16 protein-coding genes are annotated in these 18,068 nt (G+C 70.9%); 7 read left to right on the top strand and 9 right to left on the bottom strand.

Features of this window, described 5'->3' with window-relative positions; genetic code table 11:
• Positions 1 to 32: 32 nt before the first annotated feature.
• Entirely contained in the window at positions 33 to 836 is an 804-nt protein-coding gene (locus tag NR792_RS05670; protein ID WP_375759042.1) for a DUF6600 domain-containing protein, read from the top strand.
• 13 nt (positions 837 to 849) lie between these two features.
• On the opposite strand, the gene NR792_RS05665 is transcribed toward NR792_RS05670, so the two are convergent.
• From NR792_RS05665 to NR792_RS05650, 4 genes are all read right to left on the bottom strand, one after another.
• Complete coding sequence (locus NR792_RS05665; RefSeq protein WP_375759041.1) at positions 850 to 1,314, bottom strand: GyrI-like domain-containing protein; 465 nt, start codon at positions 1,312 to 1,314, stop codon at positions 850 to 852.
• 52 nt (positions 1,315 to 1,366) lie between these two features.
• On the bottom strand, positions 1,367 to 2,761 hold the full coding sequence (locus NR792_RS05660) for a hypothetical protein (RefSeq protein WP_375759040.1): 1,395 nt from the start codon (positions 2,759 to 2,761) through the stop codon (positions 1,367 to 1,369).
• 79 nt (positions 2,762 to 2,840) lie between these two features.
• Positions 2,841 to 4,559 (bottom strand): cobalamin-dependent protein, encoded by a 1,719-nt coding sequence (locus tag NR792_RS05655; protein ID WP_375759039.1) that lies wholly within the window; start codon positions 4,557 to 4,559, stop codon positions 2,841 to 2,843.
• 119 nt (positions 4,560 to 4,678) lie between these two features.
• Positions 4,679 to 7,096, bottom strand: coding sequence for a helicase-related protein (locus NR792_RS05650; RefSeq protein WP_375759038.1), 2,418 nt, complete (start codon positions 7,094 to 7,096; stop codon positions 4,679 to 4,681).
• 241 nt (positions 7,097 to 7,337) lie between these two features.
• On the opposite strand from NR792_RS05650, the gene NR792_RS05645 reads away from it, so the two are divergent.
• Entirely contained in the window at positions 7,338 to 7,877 is a 540-nt protein-coding gene (locus NR792_RS05645; protein WP_375759037.1) for a bacterioferritin, read from the top strand.
• Between the two features lie 57 nt (positions 7,878 to 7,934).
• Here NR792_RS05645 and NR792_RS05640 read toward each other — a convergent pair whose 3' ends face one another.
• From NR792_RS05640 to NR792_RS05625, 4 genes are all read right to left on the bottom strand, one after another.
• Complete coding sequence (locus NR792_RS05640) at positions 7,935 to 8,942, bottom strand: fatty acid desaturase family protein (protein ID WP_375759036.1); 1,008 nt, start codon at positions 8,940 to 8,942, stop codon at positions 7,935 to 7,937.
• Positions 8,943 to 9,091: 149 nt separating this feature from the next.
• Positions 9,092 to 9,919 carry a polyphosphate kinase 2 family protein gene (locus tag NR792_RS05635; RefSeq protein ID WP_375759035.1) on the bottom strand — a complete coding sequence of 276 codons (828 nt, stop codon included), beginning with the start codon at positions 9,917 to 9,919 and terminating at the stop codon, positions 9,092 to 9,094.
• 101 nt (positions 9,920 to 10,020) lie between these two features.
• Positions 10,021 to 10,515: a hypothetical protein gene (locus tag NR792_RS05630; protein WP_375759034.1), complete on the bottom strand. Its 495-nt coding sequence runs from the start codon at positions 10,513 to 10,515 to the stop codon at positions 10,021 to 10,023.
• A gap of 14 nt (positions 10,516 to 10,529) precedes the next feature.
• Positions 10,530 to 10,967, bottom strand: a complete 438-nt coding sequence (locus NR792_RS05625; protein ID WP_375759033.1) for a hypothetical protein — start codon at positions 10,965 to 10,967, stop codon at positions 10,530 to 10,532.
• Between the two features lie 231 nt (positions 10,968 to 11,198).
• Between NR792_RS05625 and NR792_RS05620 the strand changes: the two genes are divergently transcribed.
• Positions 11,199 to 12,641 (top strand): cytochrome-c peroxidase, encoded by a 1,443-nt coding sequence (locus NR792_RS05620; protein ID WP_375759032.1) that lies wholly within the window; start codon positions 11,199 to 11,201, stop codon positions 12,639 to 12,641.
• A 7-nt stretch (positions 12,642 to 12,648) separates the two neighbouring features.
• Here NR792_RS05620 and NR792_RS05615 read toward each other — a convergent pair whose 3' ends face one another.
• Positions 12,649 to 13,134, bottom strand: a complete 486-nt coding sequence (locus NR792_RS05615; RefSeq protein ID WP_375759031.1) for an SRPBCC family protein — start codon at positions 13,132 to 13,134, stop codon at positions 12,649 to 12,651.
• A gap of 357 nt (positions 13,135 to 13,491) precedes the next feature.
• On the opposite strand from NR792_RS05615, the gene NR792_RS05610 reads away from it, so the two are divergent.
• From NR792_RS05610 to NR792_RS05595, 4 genes are all read left to right on the top strand, one after another.
• Positions 13,492 to 14,124, top strand: coding sequence for an OsmC family protein (locus NR792_RS05610; protein ID WP_375759030.1), 633 nt, complete (start codon positions 13,492 to 13,494; stop codon positions 14,122 to 14,124).
• A complete protein-coding gene (locus tag NR792_RS05605; protein WP_375759029.1) occupies positions 14,054 to 14,302 on the top strand; it encodes a hypothetical protein in 249 nt (82 codons plus the stop codon). Before NR792_RS05610 ends, NR792_RS05605 begins: the two co-directional genes overlap by 71 nt.
• 176 nt (positions 14,303 to 14,478) lie before the next feature.
• Entirely contained in the window at positions 14,479 to 16,608 is a 2,130-nt protein-coding gene (locus tag NR792_RS05600) for an ATP-binding protein (RefSeq protein WP_375759028.1), read from the top strand.
• Positions 16,605 to 17,948, top strand: coding sequence for a sigma-54-dependent transcriptional regulator (locus tag NR792_RS05595; protein ID WP_375759027.1), 1,344 nt, complete (start codon positions 16,605 to 16,607; stop codon positions 17,946 to 17,948). Before NR792_RS05600 ends, NR792_RS05595 begins: the two co-directional genes overlap by 4 nt.
• The last annotated feature ends 120 nt before the right edge of the window (positions 17,949 to 18,068 follow it).

The following is an 18,068-nucleotide window of genomic DNA, read 5'->3' as shown; positions in this document are numbered from 1 at the left end:
CCAGGGCGTAACCCCCACGAAAGGAACCGGACATGGGCCCCTGGCACATCCGGGTGCGCTGGCTTCGGACCGGCGGAGTGACCGTCTTCGCCATCCTGGCAGCCAGCGGCTGCGCGCTGGGCCCGGCGGATGAATTCGGGCCTCAGGTGACCTCCAGCTCGACGCCCCTGAGCAACCCCATCACCCAGTTCCGGGAGGTGCTGGCTCCCTACGGCACCTGGACGGACCTGGCGCGGATTGGCTGGGTCTGGCGTCCGGACCCGGGCGTCGTCGGCGCGGACTTCGTCCCCTACTCCTCCGGTGGCCAGTGGGTGTCCAGCGATTGGGGATGGACCTTCGAGAGTGATTGGGATTGGGGCCAGGCGCCCTTCCACTACGGCCGGTGGTTCGTCGAGCCGTCCCTGGGCTGGGTGTGGTGGCCCGACAGTGAGTGGGCACCCGCATGGGTGGACTGGCGGTGGGGGGATGGCTTCATCGGCTGGCAGCCCCTTGCGCCTCCCGGCATCAGCACCGGACCGAGCTGGACCTTCGTGGGCGTGAACGACTTCGTGCGGCCCGACGTGGGCACGCATCGCCTGCCGGCCTCGCGGGACCAGGAGCTGATGCGCCAGACGCAGCCCGTGGGCGAGCACGTGGTGGCCCGCTCGGGCCACTGGAACCGGGGGCCGGAGCCGGAGGAGGTCGCGCAGTCCACCGGACAGCCCGTGCCGCTCGCGGAGCCCATGACGCCGCCCACGGCCCATCCGCCGCGTGCGAGCGCCGCGAGGCCGGAGGAGCCCGCGGCGCCCATGCATTCCGAGGGCGGGCACGCCGAAGGCGCCCACCACCGGCGGTGACGAACCGGCCCCGTCAGTCGAGCAGCGGCCGGTTGCACTCCGTCCGCCACGTCTTGGGGTCGGGGCTCGACTCCGGCCCCGAGACGTAGACCTCCCAGACGTCCTGGGCGGTCTTGAGCCCCTGCTCCCGGATCCACCCATCGAACTCGCCCCAGGCGGCGCCCAGGCCCTCATAGGGCCCCTGGTAGACGGCGCGCACGACCTTCATCGCGGGCCACAGCCCCGGTTGGACGCGGCCCGCGGCCTTGACCGGCGAGGGCACGGGCACGCTGATCTCCAGGTCGAAGACGTCCGGGTCGATCCGCAGGTGATGCACGAACCACGGCCCCGCGGGCTTGAGGCCCTGCGCGGCCACGGTGGCCATCACCTCCGAGATGCCCGGGCCCATGACCTGACGGAGCTCCGAGCGGGGCACGGTCACATGGATGAACGCGGTGTGCTGCGCGTCCGTCTGCGTGATGCGAGGGGTTTCAATCATGGAAAGGCTCCTGTGCGGGCGAACGGAGCCGCCCGTCATCTCGTGGCGGTGCCTACTTCACGCAGTGGAGGCTGGGTCCCTTGGGGATGCCGTCCCACTGACTCACGCCGAGCAGCGCGATGGACGAGTTGTTGTGCGTGATGGCCTCCAGGCAGCTTACCGGCCACAGCCGCCCGTCATCCAGGGAGAACGCGGCGGGGCGCCCGGCCGCGCCGTACACGGGCGCTCCCGAGTGCATGGAGGCCCCGTAGGGGACGCGGTGGAAGAGGTCGGACGAGACGGCGATCGCGTTGCGTGACAGGACCTGCGCGGGCGCGGCCAGCGCGAACTGGAGCCGCGTCCCACCGCGCACCAGGGTGAGCGGCAGACCGGCGCTCTGGAGGAGATAGCCCTCGTACACGCGCCCCATGGGCACCTGGTCGCACGAGCGCCCCGTCAGCAGATCCACGCCGCTGTGCGCCAGGTTCCAGGTGTTCACGTCACCCGTGCCCACCGAGCGGAGGAGGTCCACCGGGACCGTGCCGCACGAGGACGACGCGACGGCGTGCTTGTCCGGACGCGACACGATGGCCGGTCCTTCCGTCCACGTGCCCGCGACGTCGAACTGATCCACCTGCTGGTTCAGCGCGCTGTTGAAGAGGAAGACGCGCGTCGCGCTGGCGGTGCTTCCGTCCACCGCGATGGCGAACGTGTCGTTCGTGTCCACGTACTGCCAGTCCACCGAGAACGCGCCCATCAGCGAGTGCCGCGTGTGGTTCGCCGCCGTCCGGGGCGCGAAGCCCGTGGCCGTCAGCTCCTCCACCCCCGTCTGGAAGGTCGGGTCCGCCGAGCGCAGCACGAACTGGCCTCCGCCGTTGCCATCCACCGCGTAGCCCGTGGAGTCCGTGAAGATGAGGTAGAACTTCCCCTCCACGAACGTGACGCTCGGCTGTCCCGCGCCGTACTTGTTGGGCACGGTGCGGTAGTCCCGCGCGGGCACGATGATGGGATTGCCGCCGTTGAGCCGCGTCCAGTTGAGGCCGTCCGGACTGGACGCCACGCCAATCATCGTGGTGCCCGTGCCGTCGCCGTAGCCGCCGTAATACATGTAATACGTCGCGTCGACGCGGATGACGGACGGATCACAGACGTGGATGCCGTCGAACTGCGCGGCGTTCCCCGTGGGCGCGAACACCGTGTTGTAGCTGTTGGCCGCCGTGGAGCCTCGCGCGTGCCATGGGCCGCTCAGGCTGTCCGCCTCGGCGTAGAGGATGTAGTCGCCCGCGATGCCGCCGCACCACCACATGCGGTAGACGCCGTCCTTCATCACGCTCGGCACGTAGTCATACGAGGTGCGCGAGTACACCGGCGTGTTGCCGCCCCGGTAGTTCGTCACCGTCGCCGCGCCCGCCCCGGATGCCAGCAGGCCACCCGCCAGCGCGAGCCACAAGGTCGCATTCCTGAACATCGGACCGCTCCTTCTCACGAAGAGGAGCTGTCACGATATGCAGCTTTTAAAGGTATTGCACGCTTTGGTATCCAGCGCCTCAAGCGGGCTGGAGGAAGCGTCCGTCCACCAGGTGGTCGATGACGTCATGGGCGGACCGCGGATCCAGCCTCGCCTTGGTGCCCAGGTGCGTCACCGCCTGGGAGACGGTGGTGGGCTGCTTGAAGGCATCCAGGGCGGCGAGGAGGATGGCGCCATCCTCACCTTGCGTCAGCGTCGGCTCGTTGAACCTGCGCGGGCTGACGGACGGGGCGCAGCTCAGGGTGATGCCGTCCACCGAGCGCAGGACCGTCACCGGCTCCTTCGCCAGCTTCGCGGGCGCGCGGTGGCTGCCCAGCCAGTCCCCCAGCGTGAAGCGCTCCGTCGAGGGCGCGGTGTTCTTGAGCCGCGTGCGTCCCGTGAGATTGACGTGCTTCCTCGCGTCCCGGTGCTTCCAGGCGAGGGCGTCCACCCGGTCCGAGTTGCGCTGCACGGCCGCCTCCAGCTCCGCGTCCTTGAAGCGGATCATCGGCACGGACACGTCGCCGGGCTCGCGGCGCTCGAAGTAGTCAAGGAACTCCGCGAACGTCTTCGCCTCGGTCACCATGTCGAAGCGCGCGGGGTGCTCCGTGACGAGCGCTCCAGGCTGCGCCTCCAGCCGCTGGTAGCCCACCACGCAGTCCAGGCCGATGACCTGTTCGACCAGCCGGAGCTCCTCCGCGAGCCGTGCCTTGTTCGTGAACGGGAGGCCTCCGATGCCGGAGATTTCGATGTCCACGTTCGGGTGGCGGCGGACGGACTCGATGACGTCGAGCAGCTCGCGGTCCTTCGCGCACGGCTTGAGCAGGCCCTTGGACATCTGCTCCAGCCGCTGCTGCTCGGAGAAGCAGCCGATGTCGATGACCATGTAGATGCGCTGGAAGGTCGCCGCCAGCGCCGCGACCAGCTCCACGCGCGGCACGCCCCAGAGGAAGTACGTGCAGCAGTGGCGGGAGAGGTCCACGCCCGCCCAGGTGCTCCCCAGGAACTCCGCGGTGCTGCCCGCGAAGTCGTAGCGCATCTGCCACGTCCGGCTGGCGATCTCTTGGTGGTCCCGGCGCACGTTCTCCTCCGCGCGCAGGAACGGCTTCGCGCGCCCGAAGTCCGCCTTCTGGTTGCCACGCGCCCCGCCGCAATACAGGCAGTTCTCCCCGCAGCCCTTGCCCGGCGCGACCCAGCCGGAGAAGGAGTGGGCGTCCCTCTGGCTGAGGAAGATGTCGTTGAAGTGCGAGTAGTAGACGTCCTGCGTGTTGGTGGCGCGCTGCACGTACGCCAGCGGCAGCCTGCGGGGACGGCCATCCGGCGTCCGCGTCACGCAGTTGGGCGGGGCTTCCTCTCCGTTGCAGAGCGCCAGCAGGGGAACCTCCCCATCGCCCAGCACGACGTGGTCGATGCAGTCGTAGCCGCTCAGCTCCTTCCACCAGTACGACGCGGAGTTGCCTCCCACGACGATGCGGATGGACGGGTCGATCTTCCGCACGGTCCGCGCGATGAGCAGCGCGCGGTCCACGTGGTGGAACCACTTCAGGCTGATGCCGATGAGCTTCGGGCGCACGCGGGCGATGAGGCGCTCGAAGGAGTCCTTCACCTCCCCCGCGCTCTCGTCGCCGTCCCACAGCCGCACGAAGGCTTCAATCCCGCCGCGCCGCAGGTAGCTCGCGAGGTAGAGGATGCCGCACGTGGCTTCGCCCGTTCCGGCACCGACGAGGAGGACTGGCGAGAGGGCACGACCACTGCTCATGGGACAACCACCGGCCTTGAAGAGGAGACAGCATCAGCGTAGGCGAATCCGGCCAGGGCCCGCGTGGATTCGTCGCCTCCCCTCCTCCCAGGCGGGCAGCCTGCTCCCTGGACGTCCCCTCATGAGGGGCGTTCGTTGAGCCACTTCGATACCGCCGGCTCACGTCCGCGAGCCCCCCCCGCCTCCGGCGCCGTCGCCGACGGCTTCCTGCCCCGCTTGCGCCGCCGCCGCTTCGAGGCAGCGCCCTGGGGCTGGCCGCCCAACGCCCGCAGCACCTGCGCGCGCACGCTGCCTTCCAAGCGCAGCTGCTGCATGAGCGCGTGCGCCTGCCGGGCGCCCTGGGGATTCCGCAAGCCCTCCGCCAGCCGCTCCACGATGTCGATGCGCAGCGCCACCGGCCCGATGACCTCGTAGCCGAAGGACCGCGCGTTCCGGCCGCCCAGCGCCGCGACGTTCAGCGCCGGCTCCTGGGGGATGCCCTGCGGGCACGAGGCCTGCTGGAACAGCGCCGTCAACATGGCGCGCCGCTCCAGGGCCTGCGGCGACAGGGCCCCGGTGACGTAGAGGAACCGCTGGCCCTCGTGGACACCCTGCGCCTTCAGCCGCTCCCGCGACTCCTCGTCCAGGAGCTTCCACTGTTCGCGCGCCTCGCCCTGGGAGATGACGCCCAGCCCTTCCGCCAGCCGGTAGGCCACGCCTCGCATCGCCGGTGCGCGGCTCTCGCCCGTGAAGGACTCCGCCGGAAAGCCTCCCATGGCCTCCGTGACCAGGTCCTTCGCCAGCGCCACCAGCCGACGCTCCAGCCGCTGCCGCGCGCCGCCCGTCCACACCTCCGGCTCCGCCAACGCGAGCTGCGGCGAGCGCCGGTCGCGTCCCCGCACCAGCCGGGCCAGCGGCTGTGACTCGAAGGAGATGCGCCCCATCGGGTCCACCTCGAAGGCGTCGTGCGTCGCGTCCACCACGCGCTGGACGAACTGCTCCTCCGTCATCAGCGCGCCTTCCGCGCCCGGCACCTCCGTCAGCAACTGCCCCAGCTTGGCGAACGGACTGTCCGAAGAGGCCTGCGGCTGCGCGCTGGCCCTCACGAAGCGGCGCGCGCTCCTCCTCGCGGCCCGCTGGACGAAGCGCTCCACCAGCCGCTCGTGGAGGGCATCGCCCAGCGCGTCCTCGATGCGGCGCGTGCGCTCCTGCCACTCCTCCGCGTCGTGCAGCCAGCCCGGACGGTGACTGATGTACGTCCAGATGCGGATGGCCGCGAGCCGGTCCATCAACGTGTGGATGTCCCCGGACGCGTCGTCGAGCGGCGACACCTGCCGGCCCAGCCACGTGGGGTCCAGCCTCCCATCCCCTGCGGTCAGCTGGAGGAACGTCTCCCGCAGGAGCGCGACGTGCTGGCCGAAGAGGCCCTTGCGGAAGTCCGGGACCTGGCAGACCTGCCACAACAGCTCGACGGACGCCTTGTCGGTGGTGAGCTCGCGGATGGCGGGCACGGCCGACAGCCCCTTGAGCGCGTCGAAGTCATCCGCGCGCTCCACCCGCACGAAGGCGCTGTCACGCGGCGCTCGCGACAATGAGTCCAGCAGGGCCTCCGGGCTGGAGAAGTCGAGCGAGGCGTTGCGCCAGATGAGGCTGCGCACCGCGGGGAAGCGATGCGATTCGATGGCGGAGACGACGCGCGGCGGCAGCTCCGGCAGCGTGTTCAGCGCGCCGAAGCTGCCGTCGTTCAGGTGGCGCCCCGCGCGGCCGGCGATCTGCGCCAGCTCGTCGGGATACAGGTCGCGCTGCTCGGCGCCGTCGTACTTGCTGAGCGTCGCGAAGGCCACGTGGTTGAGGTCCAGGTTCAACCCCATGCCAATGGCATCCGTGGCCACGAGGTACTGGACCTCGCCGGACTGATACATGGCCACCTGCGCGTTGCGCGTGCGGGGCGACAGCGCCCCCAGCACCACCGCCACTCCACCCCGCAGGCGGCGCAGCGACTCGGCCAGCTCGTACACGCGGTCCGCGGAGAACGCGACCACCGCCGAGCGCGGCGGCAGGCTCTTCAGCGACTTGCGCCCGGAGTAGCGCAGCTGCGACAGGCGCGTGGCGCGCTTCATGGACGCATGCGGGATGAGCGCCTGCACCATGGGCCGCATCGTCTCCGCGCCCAGGAACCAGGTCTCCTTGCGCCCGCGCGCGTGGAGCAGCCGGTCGGTGAAGACGTGCCCACGCTCGCGGTGCGCGGCGAGCTGGATTTCATCCACCGCGAGGAAGTCGACCTGCCGGTCGGTCGGCATCGCCTCCACGGTGCAGATCCAGTAGTCGGGCCGGGGCGGGATGCGCTTCTCCTCGCCCGTCATCAGCGCGACCCGGCCCTCGCCCACCTTCGCGGTCACCCGGTCGTAGACCTCACGGGCAAGCAGGCGAAGGGGCAGCCCGATGATGCCTGAGTCGTGCTCGAGCATCCGCTCGATGGCGCGGTAGGTCTTCCCGGTGTTCGTGGGCCCCAGCTCCGCCACGACGACGGACGGCCGGCTGGATGGGCTCGAGCTCATTGGCGAAGACTAACCCCGAACCCCCTCCTCCGCCCCGGAGGCCGCAAGGGATGTTCGCGGGCAACGTCCCTGCCCGCGCCGGGCATGGAAGCAGGCGTCGGCGGCGGGAATCGGACCTCGGGACTCGGCCACGGGGTGGGACGGACAGGCACGGCGCTCCCGGCACATGGGGGCAGGAGGGATGGACGGTGCCGCCAGGGCCGCCCAGCTTCCCGACACCCAGCCGCCCGGAGGCAATGCCATGGCCGACACGCGTCCGCAGCCGTTCGTCACCGACCTCCGGGAGCTCCACCGCCATGCGCGCGAGCAACGGGCGGCGGGCACCCGCACGGACACCGCCGGGGGCGAGCTGGAAATCTGCCTCACGCTGCTCAACGCCGTGCTCGCGACCCAGGTCGTCTGCGTGCGGCGCTACACACGCCACGCCCTGTGCGCGGCGGGCCCCGGCTTTGAAGTGGTGAAGGCCGCGTTCGGCCGGCACGCGCGCGAGGCGCGGGACCACGCGCTGAGGATCGCCGAGCGCATCCAGCAGCTGGGCGGGCGGCCGGACTTCAACCTTGGAGGACTCATGTCCAGCGGTGGTACCCACGACGAAGAGGGGCGGACGCTGGTGGAGTTGCTCCGCGAGAACCTGGCGGCGGAGCGCGTCGCCATCGAGGCGTACCGCGAGCTGATCCCCTACTTCGCGGAGCGCGACCCCACCACGCGGCGGCTGCTGGAGGAGCTGCTCACCGAGGAGGAGGCGCACGCCAAGGCGTTGCAGGCGCTGCTGGAGCCTTGAGACCCGGCCCGGTGGGTTCCTCGGGCGGGTCCCGAACGGACCCGCCGGACCGTGGTCTCAGACGCTCGGGGCGAGCCGCGCGTCGCGGTAGCGCACCATCCGCTTCAGCGACGGATCCCACAGGTTCAGCCGCAGGCAGCCCACGATGTCCCTCAGCGTGAGCGTGGTGACGTGCGGCCCCTGGAGCTCCGGGATGGCCGCCATCGCCTCCGGCAGCCGGTAGAACGGGATGCGCGGGTTGAGGTGGTGCACGTGGTGGTAGCCGATGTTGCCCGTGAACCACTCCATCACCGGCCCGAAGCGCATGTAGCTGCTGGCCTCCAGCGCCGCGTCCGCGTGGTTCCACGCCGCTTCCGGCAGGATGGCCACGTCGTCGAAGTTGTGCTGCGCGTAGAACAGGTACGTGCCCAGCGCGTACGCGACGAACAGCGGCCCCAGGAAGGCGCAGAGGTAGACGCCCAGGCCCAGGAAGTGCCAGACGGCCGCGGACAGCGCCACGTGCACGCCCAGCGCGAGCCCGGAGGACCAGTAGCGCTTCGGGTTCTTCACGAACGGCTGGAGGCACAGGCTGTAGAGGAACGCGGTGAAGTAACCGAGCATCAACGTCACCGGGTGGCGCTCCACCACGTAGCCCAGGCGCTGCGCGCCCGTGGCCTTCTGCCACTGCTCCGTGGTCCAGGTGACGAAGGTGCCCGCCGAGTCCGCGGCGATGCGCGCGGTGTTGGCGTGGTGGTGGTTGTGCGTGTCATTCCAGATGCGCGCGGGCGTGAGCGTGAGCAGCCCCTGCACCTGGAAGAGGACCTTCGCCCACCGCGACTTCGGCAAGAGCGCCCCGTGCATCGCGTCGTGGAAGAGGATGAAGCAGCGGATGAGCACCAGCGCTTCAATGAGGCCGCCCACGATGCGCAGCGGCCACCAGGGCGCGGCCACCGCCAGCGCCACCGCGCCCGCGAGCGCGGCGTAGGTGGAGACGAGCGCCATGACGGAGCGCGAGGTGTCCTGGGCCGCGAAGGGACGCGTGCGGGCGATGAGGTCCTTGCTCGACGGCGACGCGGTTCGTTCCATGTCGACAGGGCTCCGGCGGTGACCGCCCGGCGACGCACCGGGACGGATGACCGGCAGTGTTGTCCCATCCCCATGTCACGGCCGGGTCAGCGGTTCCCACGACGCGCGGCGTGTGCTTCCGCGTCATCCATGACGCGAAAGGCCGTGCCTCAGCGCTTCTTGCGCCAGGCGCGCAGCTCCGCCTTCTTGTGCTTGCCGACCTCGTCCAGCCGCTGCTGCCACTGCTCGCGGTAGGGGCGCAGGGCCTCCGCCACGGCGCGGGCCACCACGAGGTTGCGGTACCACTTGGCGTCCGAGGGCACCAGGTGCCAGGGCGCCTGCCCGGTGGACGTCTGCGCGAAGACGTCCTCGTAGGCCTGCGTGTAGTCCGTCCAGTGCTTGCGGTCCTCCCAGTCCCCCGCGGAGATCTTCCACGCCTTGCGCGGCTCCTGCTCGCGCGCCAGCAGCCGCTGCTCCTGCTCCTCGCGGCTGATGTGGAGGAAGAACTTGAGGACGACGGTGCCGTGCTCCGCGAGCAGGGTCTCGAAGTCGCGGATGTGCTGGTAGCGCGACTTCCAGAGCGGCTTGGGGACCAGGTTGTTCACCCGCGCCACGAGCACGTCCTCGTAGTGCGAGCGATTGAAGATGGCGAACTCGCCCTTGCGCGGGGCCACGCGGTGCACGCGCCAGAGGAAGTCGTGCTCCTGCTCCTCGGTGCTGGGCACGCCGAAGGAGGTGACGCTCACGCCGCGCGGGTTGAGGCTGCCGACCACGTGCTTGATGGTGCCGTCCTTGCCGGCGGTGTCGCGCCCCTGCAGGACGATGAGGACGGAGTTCATCTTCGCGCCCCACAGCAGGTCCTGCAGGTCGAACAGCTCCTCGCCCAGCGCCTCGAACTCCGCCTTCGCCGCCTCCCGGTCCGCCTTCTTCGGCGGTGTCGTGGAGATGCGCTCGAGCTTCACCTTCGCGCCCTGCTTGTCGTTGCGGATGATGTCCATGGTTCCCTTCGCTCCAGGTGTCAGCGGCAGCGTGCCCGGAGCGAGGGCGGATTCACACCGTTCCAAGCCAGGACGGCGGCAAAACGTCCGGGTCGAACCATTCAGGCGGGGTGCACGGTCCAGCCGCGAAGGTCCTCGTGGTTGCGCAACTCCAGGAGGGCATTTCGACGGTAGCCTTCCAGGTCCTCCGTGAGCCAATGCTCTCCTGGCCGTTCCAGATGAAAGCGCAACGTGCACGCGTTGCTGCACCCGAGGATGATCACGAACCGCCCATCCCCTGGGAGCACGCGCTGCAACTCCCGGGCAAGTCGAAGGCCGAAGCCCACCTGGTCCTTGAGGCGCAGTCGGCGGGTCCACGGGTCCTCCTCGAAGGAGCCCACGAAGTCAGAGACATGCAGCTTGTTCGCGAAGCACTCGTAGCCGGTCGCGTCCTGGAAGTCGGGACGAATGAGGGGAGCGCGCTCTGTCGCCGCGCGCCGCAGCACCCAGAAGCCATGGGCCTCGACGACCCCTTCATCAAGCAGCGCCTGCATCCTGGGCGTGAGCGGGCGCGCCATCACTTCCTGTACCCGCGCGTTGCGCAGATAGGCCCGCATCAACGCGTTGGTCCTCAAGGTGGCACCTCTCCCAGGTAGTACAGCCCCTTCTCCACGGACGAGGCAAACTTCGCGTCCGTCTTGAGCAATTCGTTTACCCAGCGGGGCGCGTTCGCGAAACTCCTGGAGGCGGGATCGTACAGGTACTTCGCACCCGTCTGAGCGTCCTGGAAGTGGAGCTGCCCGGGACGAACTCCGGGTGCTGGGTTCTCCACATCGAGACGGATCCGCCCCTGCTTCCAGAGCGTCTTGCTGTCAATGCGGGCTCCGCGCGCTCCCAGCATCCGCTGAGCGGGCGCGTCCGCTCCGCAGGCCTCGTACTGTCCTGGATGCCGCTTCAGGCAACACGAGACGGTGCTGTCGGATTGATTGCACTCGCTGGAGATGATCGCGGTCCCACACCCAAGGCCGCAGGACAGCAGGCACAACACCAGCCATCGGATGACGGGCATGGGCTCCCCCGGCCGTGAGCATCAGCAGGCCACCAGGAAGCATGCGCCTGGACATGCGACGCCCGGCCGTGATGCGGGTGGCGCGGCGTCCACCGCTCGACGGCATCCCGGCCGCACCGCCCGCCGCGCGACGGATGGGACCGACCCCGGGGCATGGTGCGCATCTTCATGGTGACACGAAGAGGGACGCGCGGTGTTTCCCTGCCATCGCAGCCAACTGGAGGGGAACACATGGCAGGGCATCGACTCATCGCGCGCACCGTGGGGGCCTTCGTGCTCGCCGGGCTCGCTGGCTGCACCGACACCGTGGCGCCCGTGGAAGCCACCGCGGAGCTCGCGACGTCCGAGGCGGAGCTGGTGTCCCCGGTCCAGGCGGCCGCGGGCAGGAAGCACTTCCAGGAAGCCCTTCCCGGCACCAACGGGCGCTCCTGCGCGACGTGCCACGTGCTCTCGGACAACACCGCGCTCACGCCCGCGCACGTGGAGGCGCTCTGGGCCCGGAACCCCGCGGATCCGCTGTTCAACCGCATCGACGCGGATGACCCCACCGCCCCCGTGCCCACCTACGAGCACCTCAAGAAGGGCCTGGTGCGCGTGGTGCTCCCCCTCCCCGCGAACATGGACGTCATCGACGTGCAGGGGAACGTCATCACCGCCCCGGACCGCAAGGTGGCCGTCTGGCGCGCCGTGCCCAGCATCGCCGACACCGGCTTCTCCGGCCCCTTCCAGTTCGACGGCCGTGAGACCGACCTCGTCACCCAGGCCCAGAGCGCCGTCACCAGCCACAGCGAGGGCGGGACCGTGCCGCTCCCCGTGCTCCAGCGCATCGCCGCGTTCGAGCGCAGCATCTTCAGCTCCCCCCGCGCCCGCTTCGTGTCGGAGCTGCTGGAGCGCGGCTGGCCCCTGAGCGCCATCCCGGATCCGGACGCCCTGCTCCTGCTCGACGCCTCCGAGCGGCGTGGCCGCGACGTCTACAACCTGGCCTGCGAGGCCTGCCACGGCGACCGCACCCGCAACCGCATCGTGGACCGCGCCACGCACGACGCCGCCTTCCCCGCCCTCAAACCCGACGGCAACATCCAGTACACCGTCGGGCCCGACGGCCGGCCCGAGCGCGTCTACGTGCCCCGCCCCCACAGCGAGTTCCTCAACGCCGGCTACGCGTACATGACCTACCTGGCGAAGGTCGGCATCGTGCCGCCCCTCTTCAACACGTCCGTCGAATTCCCCCAGTACCGCTTCCGCTTCTACACGGACGGCACGCGCCAGCACCCCGTCACCGACCTGCCTCCCATCCCCGTCACCGCGAGCGGCGACCCGAATGACATCAACCCCGCCCTGGATGAGATGGGCGCGCCCATCACCGGCCCCGCGCTGGCGCCCCAGTGGTACTCCACCGACCCCGGCCGCGCGCTCATCAGCGGCGACCCCGCGGAGTTCGAGGCCTTCGACGTGCCGTCCCTGCGCGGCATCGCCCGGTCCGCGCCGTACTTCCACGACAACAGCCACGCCACGCTCGCGGAGACGGTGGACACCTACAGCCGCTTCATCCTCCCGGGCATTCCCACCGTGGGCGCGCTGCCGGTGCACCCGCCCGAGTTCCCGGGCGGACCACCGGAGTCCCTGAGCCCCGCGCAGAAGCAGGACCTGCTGCGCTTCCTCCAGCGGCTGTGAGCGCCGTTCAGCGCCGCCACTCCAGCTCCGGCGCCGACACCCGGGGCGGAGGCGGCAGGAAGGTGTGCGCCAGCCCCCGCAGGCCCCGCGCGAAGAACTCCTCGCGGATCCACTGGCACAGCGCCGCCGCCTCGCCCTCGTGCCCGGGCGTCAGGCTGAACGTCGCGGACCACTCCACGAAGGTCTGCCCGGTCGCCGTCACCGGCGTCACCCGCAGCTTCGCCAGGTGGTCGCGCACGGGCAGCGGGCTCTCCAGCAGCGTGTACGCATAGCTGCGCGCACGCGGGTCGTGCTCCAGCCGGGCCTCCAGGTACACCTCGCCGTCGCGCGTGGTGAGCCGGCGCAGGGGCCCGGGACCGGCCTCGGGGCGCGTCACCCGCTCGCTGGAGACGACGCCCGGGTGCCAGCGCGGAAGGCTGTCAAAGCCTCCCACGCGGTCCCAGACCACGTCCGCGGGGGCCTGGATGAGCTGACTCGCATACGCTTCGGCCATCGGTGCCTCACCTCGTTCTTGCATGGACATGGTTCAAGCGGCCGTGCGGCCCTGGGAGCCCTCGTAAAGCCATACAGTCAACGGACACCGTTCCCCACCGCGTCTCATCGCACCCATGCCGTCCCCCCATGTCAGGCATTGCGGCGCTGGATGTGGAGCAGGGACGGCGGGGGCGAAATCGTCCAAAAGGGCTGTTCCAGGGAGGCCGCATCCCGGGCCAGGGCGCGTGTGGCCCCGCGATCACCGTCCTACCTGAGGGGACTCGTACCCGAGGGCAGTCCCCAGAGGGATGCGAAGCATTGCCGCGGCATGGGTGTTGAAGGCGCATTGCGCATGCCCCTACCGAGGAGATGCCTGATGACCTCCGCTTCCATCACCGAGTACGAAACGCGCCTCTACTGGCAGGGAGAACGGGGCGCGGTGCTGACGAGCGACCATGCGCCTCCCGTGCCGATTGGCCGTCCGCTGAGTGACCGGGACAGCGGCCCCGGGGAGGGGCGGTGGGACCCGGAGGCGCTGCTGGTGGGCGCGGTGGAGGGGCGCACCCTGCACGCGTTCCTGGATGGGGCACGGGAGGCGGGCGTGGGGGTGCTCTTCTACCAGAGCTGCGCGACGGCCCGGCTGGTGAGCGGAAGCCCGGACCAGGCCGCCCACTTCACCGACCTCATCGTCCGGCCGCACGTCGCCGTGGCCAGCGCGCGGGAGGCGGAGCACGTGCGCCAGCTCTTCGCCCAGCTGCCGGCGCGCTGCTTCCCCAGCTCCATGCTCCAGCTGACCCCGCGCATCGAGCCCGTGGTGGAGGTCTGGGCCCACTCCCGCCGCCGGGACACCGGGGCACCTGTCGAAAACCACGCACCCGCCGGCAGTGAGGGGGCCGCGGCGGTTCCCTGGGCGGACGGCGTGCGCAGTGTGGAGGTCCATGCCGACGAATCCACAGACGACGCCTCCCGAGAAGCCGGTGAAGGAGCCGGAGCCGAAGCCCACGCCTGAGATTGAACCGCCCCGGCCGTCCATCCCGGAGAAGGATCCGCCGCCGGGCGAGCCCCAGCGCCGGGAACCGCCTCCGCCCTTGCAGGACCCCGAGGTGAAGCCGGGCATCCAGGACCCACCCGCGCATGATCCCAACCGTCCGGGGCCGCCGGACATCATCGCGGGGCCTGCTGTCTGAGATTGCGCCGCCCGAGGCTCGGGGGTTTCCACAGGTCCCGCGCACCGGGCGTTCGACCTTGTTCACCGGGAGGGAGGGCTGCGTGGCCTTCCCTGGACCTCTACCCAACGCTTGGGTTGGCGGGGTTCCCGTGCCGATGCGAGGCCCCCTAAAGTGAGGCGCGCTCCCCGCGCGCCATGTCCTCGTCCGCTCCTTCCCCACTCCTCCGGATCACCGCCGTCGCCGCCGCGTGCGCGGTGAGCATGGCCCTGGTGGGGGCGTGGAGCGGAGGCCTGGCACCGGGGCCCCGCATCGCGGTGCTGGCGGTAAGCGCGTTCGTGCTGGCGGCGGTGGGGGCCGCGGTTGCCCTGCGTGCCCTGGCCCGGAGTGAGCGCGAGCGCACCCGGCTGCGCGAACAGGCGGACGACGCGCGGGCGCTGCGCGACGCGGTCATGGACATCACCCCGGTGGGCTTCGCGTTCTACGACCGCGACCTGAAGTACGTGCACGTCAACGCCGCGCTCGCCGCGATGAATGGCCTGCCCGTGCAGGCGCACCTGGGCCGTCACGTCTCGGAGGTGCTGCCCGCGCTGGGCACCGCGCTGGCGCCCCGGCTCGGCCGCGCGCTGGAGTCGGACGCGCCGCTGCAGGACCTCAGCCTCCAGGTGGAGACGCCCGCGGCCCCTGGCGAGACGCGCTTCTGGTTCGGGAGCTATTCGCGCGTGCGCGGCGCGGGCGGCGCGGTGCTGGGCGTCATCGCGTCCCTGTCGGAGGTGACGGAGCGGATGCGTGCGGAGGCGTCGCTCCAGGAGCAGGAGGGGCGCCTGGACGTGCTCACCCGGTCGCTGCCGGACTACCTGTGGGGTGGGAAGCTGCGGGACGGCGTGTTGCGTGACTTCTACTGCACGCCCGTCATCGAGCGCACCACCGGCTACCCGGCCAGCGCCTTCACCGGCGGCGGTCCGGAGGGCACGCCCTCGCCGCTGTGGGCGGAGATGATCCACCCGGAGGACCGCGCGCGCTACCGCGAGTGCATCGAGTCCCTGGCCCTGGCCCCGAGCACGGAGGTGGAGATCGAGCACCGGATCATCTGCGCGGACGGGCGCGTGCGCTGGGTGCGCAGCCGCGCCGCGGCCTCCGGCCTGGACGACCGGGGCGGCGTGCACCTGGGCTGCGTCGTCACCGACATCACCGACCGGCGCCTCGCGGATGAGCTGCGCCAGCGGCTGAACGACAGCTTCCGCCGCTCCGCGACGGAGTGGCGCCGCACCTTCGACGCGGTGTCCTCGCCGCTGCTGGTGCTGAGCGCGGACGGCATCATCCACCGGCTCAACGACGCCGCCCGTGTGCTCTTCCGGGAGGCGGACCCCTCCGGCCAGCCGCTGGCCGCGACCGCCGGGGCGCCGCCCTGGTCCAGCGCGGGACCGCTGGTGGAGGAGCTGCGCGCGACGCACGGCAGCGCCAGCCGCCAGGTGCACGACGCGGAGTCCGGGCGCACCTGGGAGCTGGCGGCGGCCTGGGTGGATGAGCAGGCCAGCGAGGATCCGCGCATCATCCTGGTGGCCACGGAAGTGACGCGGCTCCTGGAGCTGCAGGCCCACGTGCGCCGCGGGGAGACGATGGCGGCCATGGGCGCCATCGTCGCGGGCGTGGCCCACGAGGTGCGCAACCCCCTGTTCTCCATCTCCGCCGTCGTGGACGCGGTGGAGGCCACCTACGGCACGCAGCCGGAGCTGAAGCCGTACCTGGACGTGCTGCGCGGCGAGGTGCGCCGCCTCACCCACCTCACCCAGGAGCTGTTCGAGTACGGCCGTCCCACGCGCGGCGAGTGGACGGACGGCGCCGTGGGCCCGGTGGTCGCCGAGGCCCTGTCCGCCTGCGCGCTGACCGGCGACAAGGCCTCCGTGAAGCTCACGCGCGAGCTGCCGGACGCGCTGCCCCCGGTGCGCATGGACTCGCGCCGCCTGTTCCACGTCTTCCGCAACGTGGTGGAGAACGCCGTGCAGCACTCGCCCCAGGGGGCGACGGTCCACGTGACGGCGGAGGCCGTGGAGGAGGCGGGCCGCCCGTGGGTGCGCTGCACCGTCCACGACGGAGGGCCGGGCTTCAAGAGCGAGGACCTGCCCCACGTCTTCGAGCCCTTCTTCAGCAAGCGCCGGGGAGGCACCGGCCTGGGGCTGTCCATCGTCCAGCGCATCCTGGAGGAGCACCAGGGGCGCATCCGCCTGTCCAACCATCCCCAGGGAGGCGCCGAGGTGACCATCCTGCTGCCCGCCCTCCCCCCGGCTGTGATCGCCGGGCCTCTTCCGAAGTCACAGGTATCATGACGCGTACTCGCATCCTGCTCGTGGACGACGAGCCCGGCGTCCGGCTGGGCATGAAGGGCTACCTCACGCAGCACGGCTTCGACGTGGACGAGGCCACCAGCGTGGCGGAGGCCCAGGAGGGCTTCCGCACGCACCGGCCCGACGTGGCCGTCATCGACTACCGGCTGCCGGACGGCACCGCGCTGGAGCTGCTGCCCCGGCTCAAGGAGCTGGACGCGGCGGTGCCCCTGGTGGTGCTGACCGGGCACGGCTCCATCGAACTGGCGGTGCAGGCGGTGAAGGAAGGCGCCGAGCAGTTCCTCACCAAGCCGCTGGAGCTGGCGGTGCTCAAGGTGGTGCTGGAGCGGCTCGTGGCCCAGCGGCGCGAGCGGCAGCGGCTCTTGGCGGACCGCTCGCGCACGGCGCGCACCCAGGTGGACCCCTTCCTGGGCAACAGCCCCGCCATCCGCGCGCTGCGCGACGAGGCGGAGCGCGTGCGCGACAGCGACAGCCCGGTGCTCGTCACCGGCGAGACGGGCAGCGGCAAGAGCGTGCTCGCGCGCTGGCTGCATGAGGGCGGGCCGCGCAAGGAGGCCCCCTTCGTGGACCTGAACTGCGCCGCGCTGTCCAAGGACCTGCTGGACTCGGAGCTGTTCGGCCATGAGAAGGGCGCCTTCACCAGCGCGGTGGCCGCGAAGCAGGGCCTGCTGGAGGTGGCGGACCGGGGCACGCTGTTCCTGGATGAGATTGGCGACATGGACGTGGCCGTCCAGCCCAAGCTGCTCAAGGTGCTGGAGGAGAAGCGCTTCCGGCGCCTGGGCGACGTGAAGGACCGGCGCGTGGACGTGCGGCTCGTCGCCGCCACGCACCAGGACCTGCAGGTGGCCGCGCGCGAGAAGCGCTTCCGCAGCGACCTGTACTTCCGCATCAGCACGCTCATCCTCCACGTGCCGCCCCTGCGCGAGCGCGCCGAGGACGTGCCGGTGCTAGCGCGCCACTTCCTCGCGGAGATGGGTGCGCACCGGGGCCGGGGCCAGGTGGAATTGGAGCCCGACGCGGAGCGCGCGCTGATGGCCTACGCCTGGCCGGGCAACATCCGCGAGCTGCGCAACGTGCTGGAGCGAGCGGTGCTCCTGTCCGGCACCTCCCGCCTGTCCCGCAGCGCCCTGCGCTTCGAGTCCCTGCTGCCCGCCGAGGAGCCGCTGGGCGAGGACCTCACGCTGGAGGAGCTGGAGCACCGCCACATCGACCGCGTGCTGGCGCGCGAGGGAGGCCACGTGGAGCGCGCGGCGGCGAAGCTGGGCATCTCCCGCAGCTCGCTGTACGCGAAGATCAAGGGCTGGCAGCACAAGGGGGGCTGAGGGCCGTCACAAGGAGCGTTTGAACATGCCGTCCTCACGGCTCTACGCGGGTGAGGAGGATCTGCGAGCCATGACGCGCCTGGTGTCCGAGGGCCATGCCGCGCATGGGCCCCACTTCGA

The sequence above is a fragment of the Corallococcus exercitus genome (assembly GCF_042231735.1).
Lineage (GTDB): Bacteria > Myxococcota > Myxococcia > Myxococcales > Myxococcaceae > Corallococcus > Corallococcus exercitus_B.
The sequence above is the reverse complement of the archived record's forward strand: the minus strand, read 5'-3'. Positions and strand labels throughout refer to the sequence as shown.